Source organism: Cyclobacterium lianum (genome assembly GCF_900143075.1).
Classification (GTDB): Bacteria; Bacteroidota; Bacteroidia; order Cytophagales; family Cyclobacteriaceae; genus Cyclobacterium; species Cyclobacterium lianum.
Map to the genome: position 1 here is coordinate 167,178 of NZ_FRCY01000003.1, position 19,245 is coordinate 186,422.

Consider the following 19,245-nt stretch of genomic DNA (forward strand, 5'->3'; position numbering starts at 1 on the left):
TATTTCAAATGATATTACCTATATATCTCTATAAATTAAAATTTACTGATGTATACTAGCATTTTTACAGTAATTTTAAAAATATAATTATTTCAATAAAAAAATTTTATAATTTGGTATGAGTTTTTGTGAAAATGGCAAGCATGTCGCCAGATATACCTTCGGAGAAACCGCCGTTCACGGGCAGAATAGAAATTTGTAGGGACGGACGATCCGGACAATTGTTCTGGACAATCTGAAACTCCAAAGTGAGCAATCAGCCGCTGCAAATCTTATTCAGACCGGTCAGGTTCAAATGAGAGGTCGCAAATAATGCATACCGGGCTGACTTCCATCTGCGAAATTAGCCAGAGATCCGGACAGCCATATAAAATCAGGCTGGGGGAAAGCTGCTGGCCAGGCAAAATCAAATAAAGCGATATGAGTGTGCCCCAGATTGGTTTCTTGCTGATAATATTTATATTTTTACGTATTGCAGGGTAATGGGAAATACCATAAAGCAAAGTAAAAAATGGACATATTACTATTCGGAATTGCCAGGGAAATAATAGGCGATCAGAAATTACGGCTTCCGGGAGACCATGGCATCGATACCGTGATGGGATTGAAAACCTGGCTGCTCAATAACTACCCGCAAATGGGTAATCTTAATAGCCTGGCCATAGCTGTGGATCAGGAATATGCACAGGATGACCTGAAAATTCACGAAGGGCAGGAAATAGCCTTGATACCTCCTGTAAGCGGTGGCTGAAATGAAAAAAATAAAGCTGGTAAGTAAAATTGAGCTCGCCGGGCTATACGACTGGCTCCAACACCCTGAGGCAGGTGGCATAGACCTTTTTATAGGCAGCGTCAGAAATCACGCCCAGGGCAAAGAGGTGCTCAAACTCGTGTTTGAGGGCTACGAACCCATGGCCCTTCATCAAATGGAAAAACTTGCCGATATAGCAGCCGGACGCTGGCCAGTCAAGAAACTATTGATGGTCCATGCACTCGGGATAAAAAACATAGGTGAGCCTGTGGTCGTGATCGGTGTGGCCTGCGCCCATAGAGATGATGCTTTTGAGGCTTGTAGATTCCTGATTGACGAGCTAAAAAAGACGGTTCCCATTTGGAAAAAAGAGTATTTTACCGATCATACGGTATGGGTCAATGCCCACCCCTGAGCGCGTTTCGGTGATGATATAATTGTTACTATGAAAAAAGAGTTGATTGACCGGTATGGACGTAAGTTGGATTACCTGAGACTATCGGTTACTGACCGGTGTAATTTCAGGTGCTACTACTGTATGCCGGAGGAAGGTATGGACTTTGTTCAGCGAAAGGAGCTACTCAGTTATGAAGAGCTGGACTATCTAACCGGAGTATTTGTGAGGCTGGGCGTCAGAAAGATCCGGATTACAGGAGGGGAACCCTTTGTCCGCAATGGAATTATGGATTTTATCACAACACTGGCTAAAAATCAAGGCTTACGGGAAATTACGCTTACCAGCAACGGCTCTATCACCGATTCACAAATCCAGCAATTGTACCAACTGGGAATCCGTAAAATAAACATTTCACTGGATGCACTGGACAAACAACGATTCTTTGAAATTACCAGACGGGACAAATTTGATGAGGTATTTCAATGCATCCTCACATTGCTGAAGAAGGGGTTTAGCGTCAAATTAAATTGTGTGGTGGATGGTAAAAAGAATATTGCTGATATAGTGCCTTTCGTACAGTTAACGGAAAATCACCCCTTATCCGTCAGGTTTCTGGAAGAGATGCCTTTCAACGGCACTGGTAAATTTGAGGTACCAGAATGGAACCACCTGGCACTATACGACTACATCGCAGCTCACTTTCCCACTATACAAAAGGTCTTAGACGAAAAAAACAGTACCTCGGTCAATTATCAAATTCCCGGTTATCAGGGTACATTTGGAATTATTCCCGCCTTTAGCAGAACCTTTTGCGGTACCTGTAACCGTATCCGGCTTTCTGCCACCGGAGAATTGCGAACCTGCCTATACGGGCCTCCCGTCGCCAATCTGAGGGATGTATTGAGGTCCGGGGCAAGCGAGGAATCGCTGGTGTCAGAAATCCTGGATGCTGTAGCTAAAAAAGAGAAAGATGGATTCAAAGCAGAAGAACTGAATGCCAAAACTCCAAAAAAGTCAATGTCATTTCTGGGTGGTTAACGCCAATGAAAATAGTCACCATCCCCTAACACGATAACCCCTTTTTGCATGAAAAGCGTAGCAGAAGCTTTGCAACAAGTCCTGTCACAGCCCTTACCCCAAACTACCGAAATCATAACCCTGCCAGACACACTGGGGCGCATACTGGCTCAGGACATCCGGGCAGATAGGGATGCTCCGCCATTCCACCGTGTTACCATGGATGGCATCGCCATTGACTGCGCAAGTCTGCCGAAGAAAACCAGTTTTCCGATAGAGGCCATACAGCCAGCAGGTGACCCACAAGGGAGATTAAGCAATAGCGCCAATTGCATAGAGGTGATGACTGGAGCCATCCTACCGCACAATAGCAATTGTGTGATTCCCTACGAAGCGCTTGATATCGCTGAGGGGATTGCTACTTTGAAGCGTTCAGATTATACGGAAAATCAAAATGTACACCTGAAGGGAACGGATGCCAGAAAGGGTGACCTGCTGATTGCTCGAGGAACAGAAATTCAGCCTGGTACCATCGGACTGATGGCATCGGTAGGCCTCTCTGAGGTACAGGTTTTCAAGTTTCCAAAAATCACGGTTTGCTCCACAGGCAATGAACTGGTGGATATTGCTGCCAGTCCCCTTCCCCACCAGATCAGAAAATCCAACGTGTACATGCTTCAGGCAGCACTAAAATCGATGGGTATTGAGGCCTGTCAGTCACATATTGAGGACGATAGACAGCAATTGAAGGAGGCGGTAAAAACCTTGCTGGCAAAAAGTGATGTCCTGATGTTTTCAGGAGCCGTCTCTAAAGGTAAATACGACTTTCTTCCTGAGATTTTGGAAGAGCTAGGTGTCAGGAAATTGGTACACGGGGTAGCCCAAAAACCGGGAAAACCCTTTTTTTTCGGCAGAACTGAAAACACAATCATCTTCGGATTCCCAGGAAATCCTGCTTCTACGCTCATTTGTTTCCACCTGTATTTCAAATCCTGGTATCAATCTCACTGGGGCGTTGAACAAAGGTTACAGGCCAGGCTGACCGAGGACATCACCTTTCAACGCCCCGTTACCTACCACCTTCTGGTAAAAGTCCGGTCTGAAGACGGTATTTTGCTGGCAGAACCGATTGGCAATTCCGGATCTGGTGATTTGGTCCAACTTGCAGGTGCTGATGGCATTATTTCGCTCCCTCCTCATCTGGATACGTTTGCGAAAGGAACTACTTATCCGCTCACGCTCTTTGCAGCACCCTGGCTGTGATTGTCTACTATGAAGGAAATTAGAGAAATAATAAAAGCAGCATCGCTTGCGCGGCAAAAAGGAGAAAAAATCGCCTTAGCCACGGTAGTCCGGGTCGATGGATCCTCCTACAGAAGACCAGGAGCACGAATGCTGGTCACCGAGAATGGTCAACTTACCGGAGCCATCTCCGGTGGCTGTCTGGAAGGGGATGCCTTGAAAAAAGCGCAACTGGTGATTTTCAAAAAAACCTCCATGCTGGTAACCTATGATACGACTGATGAAGACGATGCCAAGTTTGGAATAGGACTGGGATGCAATGGAATCATTCATATACTGATAGAACCAATTGATGAAGAACAGGAAAACAACCCTTTGGCTTTGCTAAGGCAATGTCTCTCGGACAGAGAAGACAAGATTCTGGTCAGCCTTTTCGATCTCAAACATAAAAGATCAGCTCAAATTGGCACCTGTATGCTTTACCATAAGCAACATTATTGTGTAAATTCGAAATTGGCAGTGATTGATGAATTTGGACAAAACTTTGTCAGCATGAAATGCCGCGAAGTATCCGCCGTAAAAAAATCGACCATCTTACCTCTTCCGGATAATGAATACTTGCACGCATTCGTCGAGTATGTTCCGCCGGCCATCAAGCTGATCATGATAGGAGCCGGCAATGACGTGCAGCCCCTGACCCGAATGGCATCCGTACTGGGCTGGCAGATGGAGCTGGCAGACGGACGTGCAGATCAGGCCACCAGAAGCCGGTTTCCTTTGGTAGATCAGATTTATATTGGAAAAGCACTGGAAATTCTTCCAAAACTCCATACTGACGAAAGAACGGCAGTGGTATTGATGACGCACAATTTCAATTATGATCTCGAAATCATGCGTGGTCTCCATCCATACAACTTTCCCTATTTGGGGGTTTTGGGTCCAAAAAAGAAGCTGGAAAAACTCATCGACAATCTACTCCGTTCGGGAATTGCACTTGGCCGGAAGGATCAGGAGGTAATTTTCGGGCCAATGGGACTAAATATTGGTGCAGAGAGCCCCGAGGAAATAGCGCTATCTATCATCTCTGAGATCAAAGCGGTGATTTCAGCCCAAACGCCAGCACACTTGAGAGCAAAAAACGGCCCCATACATGCGGATGAAAAAACGACCTTTGAATAGGAAACAAAAAACGTTTTTCAGATCGCAATCTGCAGTTGCATGACCAGCATACCCTTTCGATCGGTTTGCAAAATCTCTGAAGTTTGCGCCTCAAAAACTGGTCGGCTTTGGTAGTGTACTGAAAGTTTGGTCTGGTTGCCCTTGATCAGCCAGTTCAGGCCATATTCATACATGAACATGGGATCATCAAGGCCATCAAACAGCGACAACTGACTGGTTACGAAGGGCTGTAGGGTACCCCAGTCGGCAAGAAGGTCTCGTTTCATCAAATAACCCAACTGACCATAATAGGTCTGCCCGGTCCCCATCATCGGAAAGCTATTTCCTGCCCCGTTGAAACTACCTGATGCCCCGATTCCATTGGCAGGATTCATCACGCCCAGATTTCGGATGTAATTTTTCCCGTAATCATTGGAATGAAACGCCGCATAGGCCGTAAGGGCAGTTCCTCTTTCCCGGTCAAGTGGCTGGTCATAAAAGACATCGACAGCAAAAAGAGATAAATTACTGAAGGTAACCATGCCTTCAGGGACATCCTGAATCCACATGGCATCCTTTTGAAAGAGAAAACCTGCTCCCAGATTAAAGACACTTTTGCTGCCAAGGTAGCTTCCAGTGTTGTATGAAGTCAGGTTTGATTCCTGCTCACGAAACTGATACATATAGTATCCATGCCATTGAAGACCTGGGGGTGTGGCAGCAAAAAGCGCATTTTCTCCGGGACTGTCGGGCTGTATTGTTGATCTGCTTATGGCCATGGGTTTACTCATTGCCATCCGGTAATCCAATTTCCCCAACTTCCCCTTGATGTAAGCGGAGTATTTTCTTAAAAACTGGTCAGTGGCATCGTTTGTGGTCTGCTGGTACAGCGGAGCATCAAGGGAAAGAATCGATCCTATTGAAGGTGAAGCGTACCTCGATACACCATTCCAACCGGTAAGACCGGCACCAATGGACAGTTTATTTTCCACCAGCTCCAATTCACCCAATGCATCGTGAAAAAACAAGCCCTGCTTGCGCTCTCCCAGATAGGTGAGGTTATTGTTTCCAAACTGTGTATAAAAAAATACCTTGTCAGAAATCTTCCCAAAAAGCTGTATACGGGTGCGGCGCAGGCCAATATCAAATGTATTGGTTTCCGGATAACCATCCACGGTAGTGCCGGGATTGTTCCAGGTATTCCGCAGCCAGATCTGATTGAGAAAAGTCGCCTTTACGTATTGGCTACCATCTTCGTTTAAGAAAAAAGTCAGGTCGCTCTTGCCTTCATCCTTTTTTCCCTCCTGTGCGCTAGCGTTAAAACCAAACATCGTCAAAAATAATAGGAAACCAATAGAAAATCTCGTCATATCTAAAACGTCTGAAAGTAAAATGGATACCAATTTATAAAATATGTAAACCAAAGCAGGTATTTGGGCAAAAATAAGCTTCCTCGTCTGAATGATCAGTTTAACCTGAAAATATTCCTGAAATATTATGTAAGCGGACAACAAACCGGGCTTCAATGACCCGGTTCGTATATCAATCTCAAAAAGGAACTGAATCTTTCATTTTTCCGGCTGACAGGTACACCGGTGACAATACCGATAAGCAGATTTTCTGCTATACCCAACCTCATTTGTGGACGGATTACCATATCAAACCGGCCTTCTTCCAGCGCTTTGTTAAATTCAATGCCGATAAAATTTCTGGTACCGCTGATCATGTAGTGAAAGTTGGAATTGATCTGCCAGGAAATATCCACTCCGGCATGGCCGTAATGGTCCTGAATAAAAGGACCGGTATAAATCAGGCTGTGGTAATTGGTTCCCCATCTCTTTGCAGCTATGAAAAACGGATTGTACGCATTACCCGAAAAAACTCCTTCATTCCGGTATTCAGAAAACTGCTTCATTTCAAACTCGTGAATATAGCCGATAGCAAGGGATGTTTTGTGCTTTTCAGAAACGAAGAAGGAATATTGCCCGGCAATTTTCAAACTATTTAAACGGTTTCCGGGAGCTCCTTCACTTCCATTTATCGGATAATAGAAAGAAAAAGGAAGCTCCACTTCCAGGCCCAGCCTGTCAACCGGTGCCCATTCGTATTCTACCAATGCCAGATATTCGTCAAACCGCTCCCGGTCAGTAAGGCCAAGCCCTATATTCCATTCCTTTTCACCCTTTCTGGCACCCAGATCCCTTATCAAATCGATATAAAGGGGTTCTGCATGCAACACCTTTGGTGGAGATTCACCCTGCTCTGCATCGGACAGATAAATACTGTCCAATTCAATTTTTTGAATATTTTCTTCTATTTGGGCCATAGCGATGCCATTCAGGCCAAACAGCAAATAACTGATTGCTACCAATCGTAAGATCATTTTGATATCGTTTGTGGATAAATGTTAAAAAAAAGAACCCCTGATCAAGCTCAGGGAAACCTGTACGCTCACTAAGAAAAAAATTTCGGAGGAGGTGAAAGCGTTTTACGGTAGCCGGATGGCAGAAAATCGGTAAGGAATGGCAGGAAATTTTCGGCAAATACTAACGAATTCCGTAATTGAAAAGGTGTACATTCGCCGACAAAATGAAGGTCGGTTTTAAGCTGCTTTTTTTGGCTGGTTTCCTGACTGCCGTCAGCATCCTCTTGTTCAGGTATGGCATTTTCCATACCCATGCCTATTTCCAGAATGATTTCGACAATACTTTCCTGATCATTGATACTTAGATCCTCAGGAACATCGTCTCTATGCTCATCTGGCATATCCACGCTGCAGTTGAACAAATAGAGCGCCATCAAAATACAGACTTGCCTTAAAAATACAGAATTTCTGATGCACTGTATCATGAGCGCAAAGTTATAAATTTTATATATATGGCTCCTTCAATGTGGCAAGAAAACTCACCAAGTCTCTGATTTCTCTTCTGGAAAGGTACTGTTTCATGTCAGGCATACTGGAGGGCGCATCTCTTCTATCTATAATATGGGATTTCATTATTACCGTATCTGGTTGATTTCCCATTTTTACGGTAATGCTATTGTCATTTTCGGCCACCTTTATACCTGCCAGTTTCTTTTCAGTTTCCAGCTCTATCGTTACTACCCCGAATCCCGGGGCCAGCCTTTTGCTCGGGTCTATCAACGCCTCTAATAATTGTTGTCTGTTTAATTTTTCTCCGATGCCGTTCAGCTTTGGGCCGGCATTTCCGCCGAAATCGTCATAAGCGTGGCATTTGATACACTGACCTGTGGCATGCTGGAAAAAAATCCGTCTTCCTTTGGACTCATCCCCTCCATACATGCTGCCACTGTAGGTAGCCAGCAAATCGTCTTCAGACATCTCTGATTTGATTTTTTGGTACCGATTCAATAGATCCTCACTTTCCAGGCCTTCCATTGCTTCATAAAATTCCAGCTCTATTGCCGGAGGTAAAGTTCCCTCCTCCAATTGGTCGAGCAAATTTTCGAAAATGGGATAGGCGCTGCCGGCATCTAATCTGGCCAGGGTATTTACAGCTGCCTGCCGTTCTTCCACCGTACGTTTCTGGATAACGTCTTCGAGTAAAGAAGCCTTGGTCTCACCGGGTAAGTTTATCTGTTCCATGAGGCCCAATCCGGCCACCCTTACATTTTTTTCTGCATCAGACAGTGCCGTTTCTACCGCCTCTTCCAGCGGTGCCTTATCAATTTTTGCAATGGCCCGGATACTTTCTTCTCTCACCGATGCAGCCGGATCGGTTTTAAGTATAGCCAACAGCCTTTCGTTCGCCTTAACAATATTCAATTGGCCTAATGCTTTGACTGAAGCCTGCCTGATGGAAGGCTTTGCATGCTGGGTCAGTTGAATCAGCAGATCCTGACTGGCCGCCTGTAGTTCACTCAGGTTGCGGCTGATTTCACCTCTGTACCATCCATCTACCCTGTCCAACACCGATGGGGCGTGCCAGGTACTCAGTGCTTCCAATGCCTCGATTCTCATGTTTTCAGGAGCGGAATCTTGGTTGATATATGCCAGCAGGTTGCTCATGGCTTCATCAGAGCCCCAGCGCAAATTGGCATTGATCGCTCGTCTGAGGAGCGGCTCGGACTGGTACTCCCGTGCCATCAAAGTATTTGCAAGCGCCGGTATGGCTTCCGGTATAGAGAAATCATCATTTATCGCTCGGGCCGCTTCTGCTACAATGTACTCATCGCTGTCGCTCAAAAAGGCTGCAATATCCTTATGTCTCAATCGCCGTAGCGCAAGCACCGCACCCAGCCTTACCGCTGCGGATTGGTGCTGAGCCAGCTTGACAATGTCCTCCGGACTAGCTACCCTTGACAGTGCGAGGCTGGCAGCATGCCTGATGTAAACGTCCTCATCGTCATTCTCCTGCAGCAATTCCACCAATCCGTTTACTGCATCGCCGACACCTATCCTGCCCAGGGCTTCTGCAGCAAAGAACCTCACCCTGGCTTGTTCATCGTCCAATAAGGGCAGGATGTTTTTCCCGGCAGGACCGAATCGCAGATCACCCAGCCACTTCGCTGCCTGTGCCCTGATCTCATCGTCAGCATCATTGAGGTAAGGCAGCAATAATTCAGCAGCACTATTGTCTGTTCTGGCATATTGCGCGATCCCCCAAATCGAATGAATCCTTGCCAGGCGATTGTCAGTTTCAGCAAGCTTTGCCCGGAGGACATCTACACCCTTCGCTCCTCTTTTTACCAATTCGAATTGGGCCTTCTGCCTCACCCGCTGGTCCTCAAAACCCAACAGACCGGACAATTCGTCAAAAGACAATGCCTCGTAGTCCGCAGACAGATGACTTGCAGTCAGCTTACTGAGTTCCTGGTCGGATGTCTGGTCATTCAGTTTCCATATGCGTCCATAACCCTTATTTACCCATCCATCGATCCAATCAGAAAAATATAGTGATCCTTCAGGGGAAAAGTCCATTCCCGTGGCCAGCACACCTTCCAGTATTTGTTCCGATTCATCCAATTCGAACCCAGCCCCATTTGGGCTAAGGCTAAAAGCATGAATGCCGGACCTTGCTGGATTACCGGCAAATTCAGCAACAAAAAACTTATTTTTCCATTTTCCGCCCAGGGCTGTTCCCGGGTTGTACACCATACCGGTGGGTCCATTGACATAATTGGCAATGGTCGGGATGAAATAGGCTGCCTGCTCCTCGGTTCTCGTCAAATGCATCTTTTCATCCATCCAAACCTTGTACTCGTTGTTTTTGGGATCACGGTATTTTCCAAACTGCCAGTTGATACGCCAGCCGGTGTCAGAACCTTCCACCAGGTAAACTATCCTTTCCCGCTCACCCCTGTGGTCGCCATCGTTATCTACACTGATCAGATTGCCATATTCGTCAAAAGCAAACTCATGGGTGTTTCGAACCCCATAGGCGAAAATCTCAAAATCGCTGCCGTCCGGATTGGCTCTCGCGATCACACCACAGTTGGGGTATTCGTGGTGATTTCCCTCCTTGTCTACACCGTTAAAACCAATATCACCTATTCCCCAATAAATTTTGCCTTCCGGACCGACCTTGAGGCCAGACATGTTATGTCCCCCAAAGCCGATATGTACGCCAAAACCGTGTACCAGGGACTCTTTTTTATCCATTGTACCATCGCCGTTGGTATCTGTAAGCCGCCAAAGATCCGGCGCCACACCCACGAAGAGCGCATCATCGTAATACAAGACAGCGCCGGCGACATCCGACACTTCCTCGTTAAAATCTTCCACTACAAGTTGCGAGCGATCTGCCCTGCTATCCCCGTCGGTGTCTTCTAACATGAATACGTTTTCCTTTTCTACGGTAAGGTCTTTCCAATCATGCGAACCATCCCCGTTAATATCAGGCAGCCATTGATTTTTTTCGCTATTTTCCGGCGCCAATTCCTGATGCAGAAAATTTCGTCTGTCAGCGACATCCTGAAGTTTTATCGACGAAATTTCCCAGTCCTGGTGGCTTCGGATATCGAATTCCGAGATCTTTCTTCGGTTGGTTTTGGAGTAGAAAACGCGCCCCTGATCATCTATTTGCATGGATATAGGATCCGCTACCAACGAATCAACTGCCCAAAGATCCAATTCCAGATCCTCATGAAACTGAGGCTTTACGAGGTTTTTTATGGCAGCTGCCTGTTGGTCTACCTGATCTTTGCTCAATTGTTTGATTTCGGGCGGTGGTGAACCTTTGGAACAGCCAAAAATGGAAATCCCAACCGAAATAAAAATGGCAAAACTAATAACTAAATTGGGCTTATTGATACAATTAACTTTATCAAACATACAATAACAACAAATTATAATGCAGTCCTGTTAAGGGTTTTCTTTACTTTAATTAGTGGTTGGAATCGATTTAATAGTCATCTGTCAGCGTAGCCAGAAAACTAACGAGGTCTCTGATCTCCCTCCTACTCAGCAGCCCTTTCATATCCGGCATGGAGGAAAGGGCATTGGTCCTTTCTGCAATGTCAGCTTGCATTATTTTTCTTTCGGGATCATTGCCGATCTTCAATGTAATTTCATCCTCATTTTCAGCCAGCAATATGCCGGACACAGATTCATCACTTTTCAATTTGACGGTAACAACACCATAGCCGGGAGCTACACGTATGCTCGGGTCTATCAATGCCTGCAGCAATTGTTTCCGGTCGAGCTGTTTGCCTATGCCGTTTAATCTGGGCCCGGCATTACCTCCGAAATCATTGTAGGCATGGCATCGGATACATTGTGCCGTTTGATGTTGGAAAAAGATCCGCCTTCCTGCCCGGATATCTCCTCCCTGCAGGCTTCCGCTGTAGGTAGCCAGCAACTGATCTGCATTCAATGCCGCATTGATTCCCCTGTATTTTTTCAGCAAATCTTCATTGTCCAGTGCCTCTAATGCCTCTACCAGTTCTAATTCCATACCCGGTGCCAGTCTTCCCTTCTCCAATTGATCCAAAAGGTTTTCAAAGACAGGTACGGAATATGCTTCCTCAACTTGTGCCAGGGTCAGCACAGCAGCCTGCTTTTCCTCCATGGTCTGCCTCTCTATTACTTCCGCCAGTAGTTGTGCCATCAACTCCCCGGAAAAATCCATCGCTCCCATCAGGTCGAGACTGGCAACCCGCACATTTTTGGACCGGTCTGTTGCGGCCAACTCCAAAGCCAGATCAAGCTTCTCCCATTCAATAGCTCCCAGTGAACGAAGTGCTTCCTCGCGGACATTCTCGTCGGTATCAGTTTTAAGCCTGGTAAAGAGGCGCTCTGAAGATTGGGGTAGATTAATATTTCCTATCGTTTTTACTGCTGCCAGGCGCAAACCAGCATCTCTGTGATCTACCATATCTATCAATACATCGGCCGTCAGATTCCGGAGCATCATCGGGTCCCTTTTTACCTCACCACGAAACCTTCCATCAACCCTGTCCAGCACTGAAGGTTCAGCCCAGGTGGACAAAGTCTCCATCGCCTCAATGCGCATGGCTGCCGGGGCACTTTCGGCAGAAAGGTAGGCAATCAGATTTTCGAGCGCTGCCTGTGTGCCCAGCCTGAGGTTTGCATTAATGGCTCTTCTGAGTAACGGCTCGGATTGGAGTCCCTCTCTGTTCAGGATATCCGCAAGTGCAGGAATAGCAGGCTCGATAGAATAATCGTCATTGATTGCTCGGGCGGCTTCTGCGACTATGTATTCGTCTGCATCCTGAAGAAAAACGGCTATCCCCGGATCCGCCATCCTCCGTAATGCAACTACCGCCGCAATCCTAACCGCCCTGGACGGGTGATCACTTAATGCGATGATTTGACTGGTCTCGCCAATCCTTGACAAGGCAAGACTGCCCGCATGTCTCAGATAGACGTCCTTGTCGTCGTTTTCTTCCAGCATCTCAATTATAGGTGAAACACCCGCTTTGAATGCAATCCGTCCCAATGCCTCAGCCGCAAAAAACCTGGCTCTGGGATAGTCATCTTTCAGCAATGGCAGCATGGCGGTCCCTGCATTACGGAACCGCACATCCCCCAGCCACCTGCATACCTGAGCCCTGATCTCGGGATCATCGTCTTTCAAATAAGGCACCAGGGCCGCTGCCATCTCAATATTTTCCATACGGGCCATTTGAGCAATTCCCCAAATGCTGTGGACTCTGGCAAACTGATCGGATTCTCTATCCAACGCTCTCTGGAAGGCCTCAAAACCCTCTTTTCCCCGTAAAGCCAGGGCAAACTGGGTTTTTTGCCTCACCCGCTGATCTTCATGAGCCAGAAGGTCTTCCAATTCTTTTGTCGGTTTTGATTCAAAATCAGCTTTGATCAACCCTGCTGTTTCCTTGCGCAATTTGTCTGCCTTTCCATCAATGTCCTCCAGCTTCCAAACCCGACCATAGTCCTTTGTACCCCATCCATCTATCCAATCTGAAAAATACAGGCTTCCATCCGGGCCAAAATCCAATCCGGTGGCCAGAATTCCCCCCATGATTTTCCTGGTCTCTTTCAGGGCAAACCCTGCCCCTTCGGCTTGTAATTTAAAGGCGTGGATACCGGACCTGGCAGGATTGCCCACAAATTCGGCAACAAAAAATGTATTTTTCCAGGCTTTGCCAAGAGCGGTGCCTGGATTGTATACCATACCTGTAGGACCATTCACATAGTTGACAATAGGAGGTAAAAAATAAGCGGCCTGCTCTTCATGTCTGGGCAAATACATGCCTTCATCCATCCACACTTTATATCCATTATTTTTCGGATCTCTATACTTTCCAAATTGCCAGTTGATTCTCCAGCCGGTATCGGATCCATCCACCAGGTACACCAATCTTTCACTTTCTCCCTGATGATCCCCGTCGTTGTCTACAGAAATAAGGTTTCCGTATTCGTCAAAAACGAATTCATGGGTATTTCTCACTCCCATGGCAAAAATCTCAAAACCGCTTCCGTCCGGATTGGAGCGTGCGATGACTCCCCTGTTGGGGTATTTGTAGGTATTGCCTTCCTGGTCTGTGCCATGAAAACCGATATCGCCTATCCCCCAGTACACCCGTCCGTCCGGACCCATTTCCAGACCCGACATGCCATGACCGCCAAATCCTACATGCACCCCGTAGCCATGAGAGATCGAGGTTTTATCCTGAACCAACCCGGTTTTTTTATCCTCCTGAAGGCGCCACATGTCAGGCCCTGCACCGACAAACAGTTCGTCCCCGTATTTCATCACTGCTCCTGCCACGTCGGTTACTTCCTCGTGGAGGTCTTCAAATACCAACTGATATTTATCGGCAAGCCCATCGCCATCTGTATCTTCCAGCCTGTAGATATTTTCCTTTTCGACGGTCATGTCCCTCCAATCCCGTATCCCGTCCCCGTTCAGGTCTGCCAACCACTGGTTTTTTTCGCTGTTTTCGACAGAAAGTTCTGCTCTCAAAAAAGCCCTTTTATCTTCGACAGACTGTAAGGATATGGATCTGATCTCCCAATCCTGGTGCCCCCGAATGTCAAATTCAGAATTCTTCTGCCTATTGGTCCTGCTGTAATACAAATTGCCCTGATCGTCAAAATCAATAGAAATCGGGTCAAATACCAATGAATCCGATGCCCACAGTGAAACCTCCAGGCCTTCCTCCAGCTCCGGTTTTACCAGATTTTCGATTTCATTGGCCAGATTTCTGGCAGTTTCCTGATTTATTTGTTTGATTTTCAGGTCTTCAGGAGCAGGACTACACGAATAAAAAAATACCAACCCCCCGATGAATAAAGTCCTCACTTTTGGTGAGAAGCCTGATTTAACTGCATGCATGAATATTACCCAGGTAAATTTTACTTTGATTATTATAATAACGAATGCCTAAAACAAAGCACTATATTTTTCGCTGTGAAATATAAGCAAAAGATAAACAGTGAAAAATCAATTTTTTATAAAGTTGCTATTTGTATCGTACAACAGCTATTCCTCTCTTTTAATGGTAAGCTCAAGGTGGCCAGGGTCCCGCAGCTTCAACTCGCAATTATTGAGCGACCTGAAATTGTGGTAGGCAGTTTTCCAGATATGTCCTTTTTGCGCTTTTTTCAGATTCGGTTGCTTATCTGTCCCTCCGGAAAACCAGCCACCATGTTCGTGGTCGATCAGGTTATTTTGAATATAGGTCCATTGCTGTTTGAATTTGGAAAAGTAATCCAACGGGTCGTCAGGATATAAATCTGCCATGATTAGCAGGGTATTCAGGCCCTCAGCCTGAGCCCACCAATTTTTTGTATCCTTTACGATTTCCGGTGATTCTAATCCGGGGAAATAGTATCCGCCATCATAAAATCCGCCGGTCTGTTCGTCCCATCCATGGTTCAGGGCATGGTCCACCATGTGTTTGCCTATCTGCCAGGTTTTATCGTCGTTTGTCAGGCCCAACACATGTGATGCCTCCATCATTAAATAGGCAGTCTCCACATCGTGGCCAAAGGATACGTGGTCGATATTGTGGTGCTTTTCTATGACAGCCCGGCCTTTATCCTGAAAACTTACCGGAGCCCAATCCTCCTCCAAAAAAAGCTGAAGGTATCCCTCTTCCTGCACAATCTTATCTCTGATAATCTTAAGCAGCCCCTCAGTTCGTTTCTTCAATAAGGGATCTTTCCATACCTGGTACAATTCTGTGAAAGCTTCCAGCAAATGGATGGAGCTATTTTGATCTTTGTAACCAATCGTCTCCAGTGAACTGGTCTGCTCGTTTCTTTTAAGGGGCGTACCGTCCCGTCCCAGAGATTGAAAATAGCCACCATATACCGGATCATAGCTGTTTTTCTCCAGCCAATGGAACGCTCTTTTTGCCAATTCAAGTGCATTAGGGTCGCCTGTTGCACGGTGATAGGCCGCCAATCCATAAATACCAAATGCATTTCCGTATGCAGTTTTGGCTACCGGATTATCTGCGATCACATTTCCTTCCCTGTCCAGTAGTGTATGAAAACCACCCTCAGCATCATCCCAAAATTTTTCGGATATAAATCTCAAGCCCAATTTCGCCCCGGTTTTATAATGAACGGTATCCGGATACCGTTCGATGAGTTTGGACAATGTCCACAAATGCCTGGCCTGAGAAACGATCATTTTATTTTGAACAGCAGCGGGTGAAAAATCATACTCAAAACTACTGATATATCCTCCGTAGATCGTGTCATAGGCTGAAGGGTACCATTTGTTGATCATTTTCTTTTCAATGGAATGCTGGATCTCTGTCGCCAGAGTCAACCTTTCCGTACGCTGAGCGAAAACGGTACAGCAAAGCAGTAGAAAAAGTGCCGGCAGGGGGAGTATCGATGAATATCTCATGGAAGTTTGGGTTTATTAATTGACAGAACGATTATAGGGCGGAGTTGCTAAGCCGATGCACCAGATTTATCTGTTACTGAATTATTTCCGACGTACTTTCCAAACCCGGTACAGAACAATTACGAAAATAGGCAGGAGAATTACCGGCCAGTAGTCCATAAAGGGTATGCCCTCGTCCTGACTTTGGACTTGAGCCAGTGTCCCTGTATTGATGCTGAAAAGATGGACTGAGAGTAGAGAAATTGCCATATCGTAAACATTTAAATCCGGTTTCTCAATAAATATTTTATTCGATTCCTTGTTTTTTTATTTATGTTTTGAAATTTAATTAAAAAAATGGTATTACCCTTTAAATCTCGAATTTTTAATAGACAATACTGTAAAATCCGTAAAAAAGTGCTTTTTTTGCAGTGCCAAACTTGTTTCTACCAATCTACACCACTAACCGCTGGCAATTCTTTACACTACTGGATTTTCGAAGATTAGAATCTATCTATAAACCACCAATATGATTTTAGGAATATTAAAAGAACCTTCACCGGAAACCCGGGTCTCTCTTCACCCGGAGGCCGTAAAGGCATTAAATGCAGCAGGTAACAAAATCCTCATTGAGAAGGGCGCTGGCGAGGCATCGTTTTTATCAGATGAACATTTCTCTGAAGCGGGTGCGGAACTGCGGTCAAGAGCAGAGGTCCTGAAAGATGCAGAAATGATTTTCCAGATCAATCCCCTTTCCTCCGCGGATCATCCTCAGCTAGGCAAGGGTAAGATTTTATTCGGCGTGTACCAGCCTCTTGTGGAAAAGGAATTGATGCATACCCTGGCAAAAACCGGAGTAACGTTATTCAGCATGGATTCTATTCCGAGGATCACACGTGCGCAAAGTATGGATGTACTTTCCTCCATGAGTACCGTGTCGGGTTACAAAGCCGTGTTGCTGGCGGCAGCCCAGTTGCCCCGCTTTTTCCCTATGCTAATGACTGCAGCTGGTACCATAGCTCCGGCCAAAGTATTGGTAATTGGAGCGGGTGTAGCGGGACTGCAGGCAATTGCGACGGCAAAAAGGCTTGGAGCAGTAGTAGAAGCTTTTGATACGCGTCCATCTGTCAAGGAACAAGTGGAAAGTCTGGGTGGAAAATTTGTTGAGGTGCCGGGAGCGGTGGAAGACAAAGCGGCCGGTGGATATGCTGTAGAGCAGTCCGAAGAATACAAGCAAAAGCAGTCGGAAATGCTAGAGAAATCCATCGTCAAATCGGACGTGGTGATCACCACGGCGCTAATCCCCGGAAAAAAAGCCCCGGTACTGATCACCAAACCGATGTTGCAGAAAATGAAAGCCGGCGCTGTGGTAGTAGACCTGGCAGCCGCAAATGGAGGCAACTGTGAAGGGGCGGTAAACAAAGAGACCGTGATTGTAGAAGGGGTAACCATTATTGGCAACTCATCATTGCCGGCTACCATGCCGGAAGATGCCAGCAAAATGTATAGCAAAAACGTTCAGAATTTGCTCAAGCTGCTGCTGAAGGAGGATCAGATCAACCTGAATTTTGACGATGATATCGTTAAGGGTACCTGTATCACTCATGATGGCAACATTGTATATGAACCTTTATTAAAGTAAAAAAATGGAATCAATAATAGATTATATATCAAGCAACCAACAAGAGTTTTATGTTTTTATCCTTGCCATTTTTGTTGGGATAGAAGTCATCTCAAAGGTACCTACCGTATTGCATACCCCGTTGATGTCAGGATCAAACGCCCTGTCGGGAGTAGTAATTGTCGGATCAATCATTGTCCTGGGCAAAACCGATCCTGCAAATTACCTGGCTTTGGTCCTTGGTTTTTTTGCTGTTTTGCTGGCTACCCTGAATGTTGTTGGGGGCTTTGCAGTCACCAATAGAATGTTGGAAATGTTTAAAAAGAAACCCGGTAAAAAATAACATGATGATTTTACAGATAATAGATATTTGCTACCTGGTAGCGGTGGTGCTTTTTATCATAGGAATAAAATTGATGAGCCACCCTGATTCCGCGCGGAGAGGAAACGGCATAGCACTTTCAGGGATGGTTTTAGCCATTGTCGCGTCGTTTTTAACCCCGGGACTGAACAACCTTATCCTTATTTTTATTGCCATGGCACTTGGTACAGTCGGCGGGCTGTATTTTGCCAAATCCGTACAAATGACCGCGATGCCACAACTGGTATCCTTCTTTAATGGAATGGGCGGTGCTGCAGCAGCACTGATCGGACTGGTTGAGTACGGTGATCTGCCCGTGACTGATATTGGAAAAGGCGCCGTCCTGATGGCCAGCCTGATCATTGGATCGATTTCCTTCTCCGGGTCCATGGTGGCTATGGGAAAATTGCAGGGGGTAATCAAAGATATCCGCATCAATAAAATCCTGGGATTCCTGGTACTTGCAGCCGCTGTCGGGCTGGCCGTATATGTCCTGTATGCCGGTGAGCCACTCCCCATGTTGGTTTACCTGCTTATTTTACTCGCTTTGATCTACGGCTTGCTGTTTGTATATCCCATAGGCGGAGCCGATATGCCTGTAGTGATATCCCTTCTCAATGCCCTTACGGGTGTGACAGCAGCTACTACAGGCTTGCTGTATGACAATAAGGTGATGCTGATGGGCGGAATACTTGTAGGCTCGGCAGGTCTGCTGCTCACCCTCCTGATGGCCAAAGCCATGAACCGTTCGGTGTCGAATATTCTGTTTACTTCCTTTGGAACAGCATCAGGAGCATCGGCACCGGGTCAGTCCGGCGATCAGGTAGCCAAAGAGATCAATGCCTACGATACAGCGATACTTCTTGCTTATGCCAAGCGGGTAGTCGTTGTACCAGGATATGGACTTGCCGTAGCGCAGGCCCAGCATGCGGTTCATGATCTGGAGAAAATTCTCGAAGAAAAAGGTGTAGAAGTACTGTACGGTATTCACCCGGTAGCAGGACGTATGCCGGGCCATATGAACGTGTTGCTTGCTGAATCCGATGTGCCTTACGATAAGCTGATCGAGATGGACGACATGAACGAACAGCTTCCCAACACGGATGTGGTAATGGTGATTGGGGCCAATGATGTAGTCAATCCGGCAGCTAACGATGACCCTTCCAGTCCCATCTACGGTATGCCTATCCTGGAAGTAAATCGGGCCGCAAATGTAATTGTCATCAAAAGGAGCATGAGTTCTGGTTATGCAGGTATTCAAAACGCGCTGTTTTTTGATGCGAAGACCCGCATGCTTTTCGGAGATGCGAAAAAAGTCCTGAACGGACTGGTGAATGAAGTGAAAAACATGTAGAGAAAGTAGGGCTGTCCATCAAGCATGGGCAGCCTTATTATTGCCTTAACCGGACA

At 46.2% G+C, this 19,245-nt stretch carries 15 protein-coding genes; 8 read left to right on the plus strand and 7 right to left on the minus strand.

Annotated elements, in window-relative coordinates; all coding sequences use genetic code 11:
• Positions 1–511: 511 nt before the first annotated feature.
• Genes BUB19_RS05785 through BUB19_RS05805 form a run of 5 tightly spaced genes read left to right on the plus strand, consistent with a single transcriptional unit; the run spans position 512 to position 4,586 of the window.
• Positions 512–751, plus strand: a complete 240-nt coding sequence (locus BUB19_RS05785; protein WP_073093529.1) for a MoaD/ThiS family protein — start codon at positions 512–514, stop codon at positions 749–751.
• Position 752: 1 nt separating this feature from the next.
• Positions 753–1,166 carry a molybdenum cofactor biosynthesis protein MoaE gene (locus BUB19_RS05790; protein ID WP_073093533.1) on the plus strand — a complete coding sequence of 138 codons (414 nt, stop codon included), beginning with the start codon at positions 753–755 and terminating at the stop codon, positions 1,164–1,166.
• A gap of 30 nt (positions 1,167–1,196) precedes the next feature.
• On the plus strand, positions 1,197–2,186 hold the full coding sequence (gene moaA / locus BUB19_RS05795; protein ID WP_073093537.1) for a GTP 3',8-cyclase MoaA: 990 nt from the start codon (positions 1,197–1,199) through the stop codon (positions 2,184–2,186).
• A 48-nt stretch (positions 2,187–2,234) separates the two neighbouring features.
• Positions 2,235–3,428 carry a molybdopterin molybdotransferase MoeA gene (locus BUB19_RS05800; RefSeq protein ID WP_073093540.1) on the plus strand — a complete coding sequence of 398 codons (1,194 nt, stop codon included), beginning with the start codon at positions 2,235–2,237 and terminating at the stop codon, positions 3,426–3,428.
• A gap of 9 nt (positions 3,429–3,437) precedes the next feature.
• Positions 3,438–4,586, plus strand: a complete 1,149-nt coding sequence (locus tag BUB19_RS05805) for an XdhC family protein (RefSeq protein WP_073093544.1) — start codon at positions 3,438–3,440, stop codon at positions 4,584–4,586.
• A 17-nt stretch (positions 4,587–4,603) separates the two neighbouring features.
• Here BUB19_RS05805 and BUB19_RS05810 read toward each other — a convergent pair whose 3' ends face one another.
• The 7 genes from BUB19_RS05810 to BUB19_RS24105 all read right to left on the minus strand — a co-directional run bounded on the left by BUB19_RS05810 (position 4,604) and on the right by BUB19_RS24105 (position 16,123).
• Complete coding sequence (locus BUB19_RS05810) at positions 4,604–5,935, minus strand: hypothetical protein (RefSeq protein ID WP_073093798.1); 1,332 nt, start codon at positions 5,933–5,935, stop codon at positions 4,604–4,606.
• 152 nt (positions 5,936–6,087) lie between these two features.
• The gene (locus tag BUB19_RS05815; protein ID WP_073093546.1) at positions 6,088–6,948 is read right to left on the minus strand and encodes an HAEPLYID family protein; all 861 of its coding nucleotides are present in this window, start codon (positions 6,946–6,948) and stop codon (positions 6,088–6,090) included.
• A gap of 71 nt (positions 6,949–7,019) precedes the next feature.
• Positions 7,020–7,331, minus strand: a complete 312-nt coding sequence (locus BUB19_RS05820) for a hypothetical protein (protein ID WP_143155920.1) — start codon at positions 7,329–7,331, stop codon at positions 7,020–7,022.
• Between the two features lie 103 nt (positions 7,332–7,434).
• On the minus strand, positions 7,435–10,860 hold the full coding sequence (locus BUB19_RS05825) for a HEAT repeat domain-containing protein (RefSeq protein ID WP_073093550.1): 3,426 nt from the start codon (positions 10,858–10,860) through the stop codon (positions 7,435–7,437).
• A 70-nt stretch (positions 10,861–10,930) separates the two neighbouring features.
• Positions 10,931–14,347, minus strand: a complete 3,417-nt coding sequence (locus BUB19_RS05830) for a HEAT repeat domain-containing protein (RefSeq protein ID WP_073093552.1) — start codon at positions 14,345–14,347, stop codon at positions 10,931–10,933.
• A gap of 147 nt (positions 14,348–14,494) precedes the next feature.
• Positions 14,495–15,874: an AGE family epimerase/isomerase gene (locus BUB19_RS05835; RefSeq protein ID WP_073093554.1), complete on the minus strand. Its 1,380-nt coding sequence runs from the start codon at positions 15,872–15,874 to the stop codon at positions 14,495–14,497.
• An 81-nt stretch (positions 15,875–15,955) separates the two neighbouring features.
• Positions 15,956–16,123 (minus strand): hypothetical protein, encoded by a 168-nt coding sequence (locus BUB19_RS24105; RefSeq protein WP_178371441.1) that lies wholly within the window; start codon positions 16,121–16,123, stop codon positions 15,956–15,958.
• 259 nt (positions 16,124–16,382) lie between these two features.
• Here BUB19_RS24105 and BUB19_RS05840 point away from each other — a divergent pair, with 259 nt between their 5' ends.
• Genes BUB19_RS05840 through BUB19_RS05850 form a run of 3 tightly spaced genes read left to right on the plus strand, consistent with a single transcriptional unit; the run spans position 16,383 to position 19,189 of the window.
• Positions 16,383–17,495, plus strand: coding sequence for a Re/Si-specific NAD(P)(+) transhydrogenase subunit alpha (locus tag BUB19_RS05840; protein ID WP_073093556.1), 1,113 nt, complete (start codon positions 16,383–16,385; stop codon positions 17,493–17,495).
• A gap of 4 nt (positions 17,496–17,499) precedes the next feature.
• Positions 17,500–17,817, plus strand: coding sequence for an NAD(P) transhydrogenase subunit alpha part 2 (locus BUB19_RS05845; RefSeq protein ID WP_073093558.1), 318 nt, complete (start codon positions 17,500–17,502; stop codon positions 17,815–17,817).
• Between the two features lie 4 nt (positions 17,818–17,821).
• Positions 17,822–19,189: an NAD(P)(+) transhydrogenase (Re/Si-specific) subunit beta gene (locus tag BUB19_RS05850; RefSeq protein ID WP_073093799.1), complete on the plus strand. Its 1,368-nt coding sequence runs from the start codon at positions 17,822–17,824 to the stop codon at positions 19,187–19,189.
• Positions 19,190–19,245 lie beyond the last annotated feature (56 nt).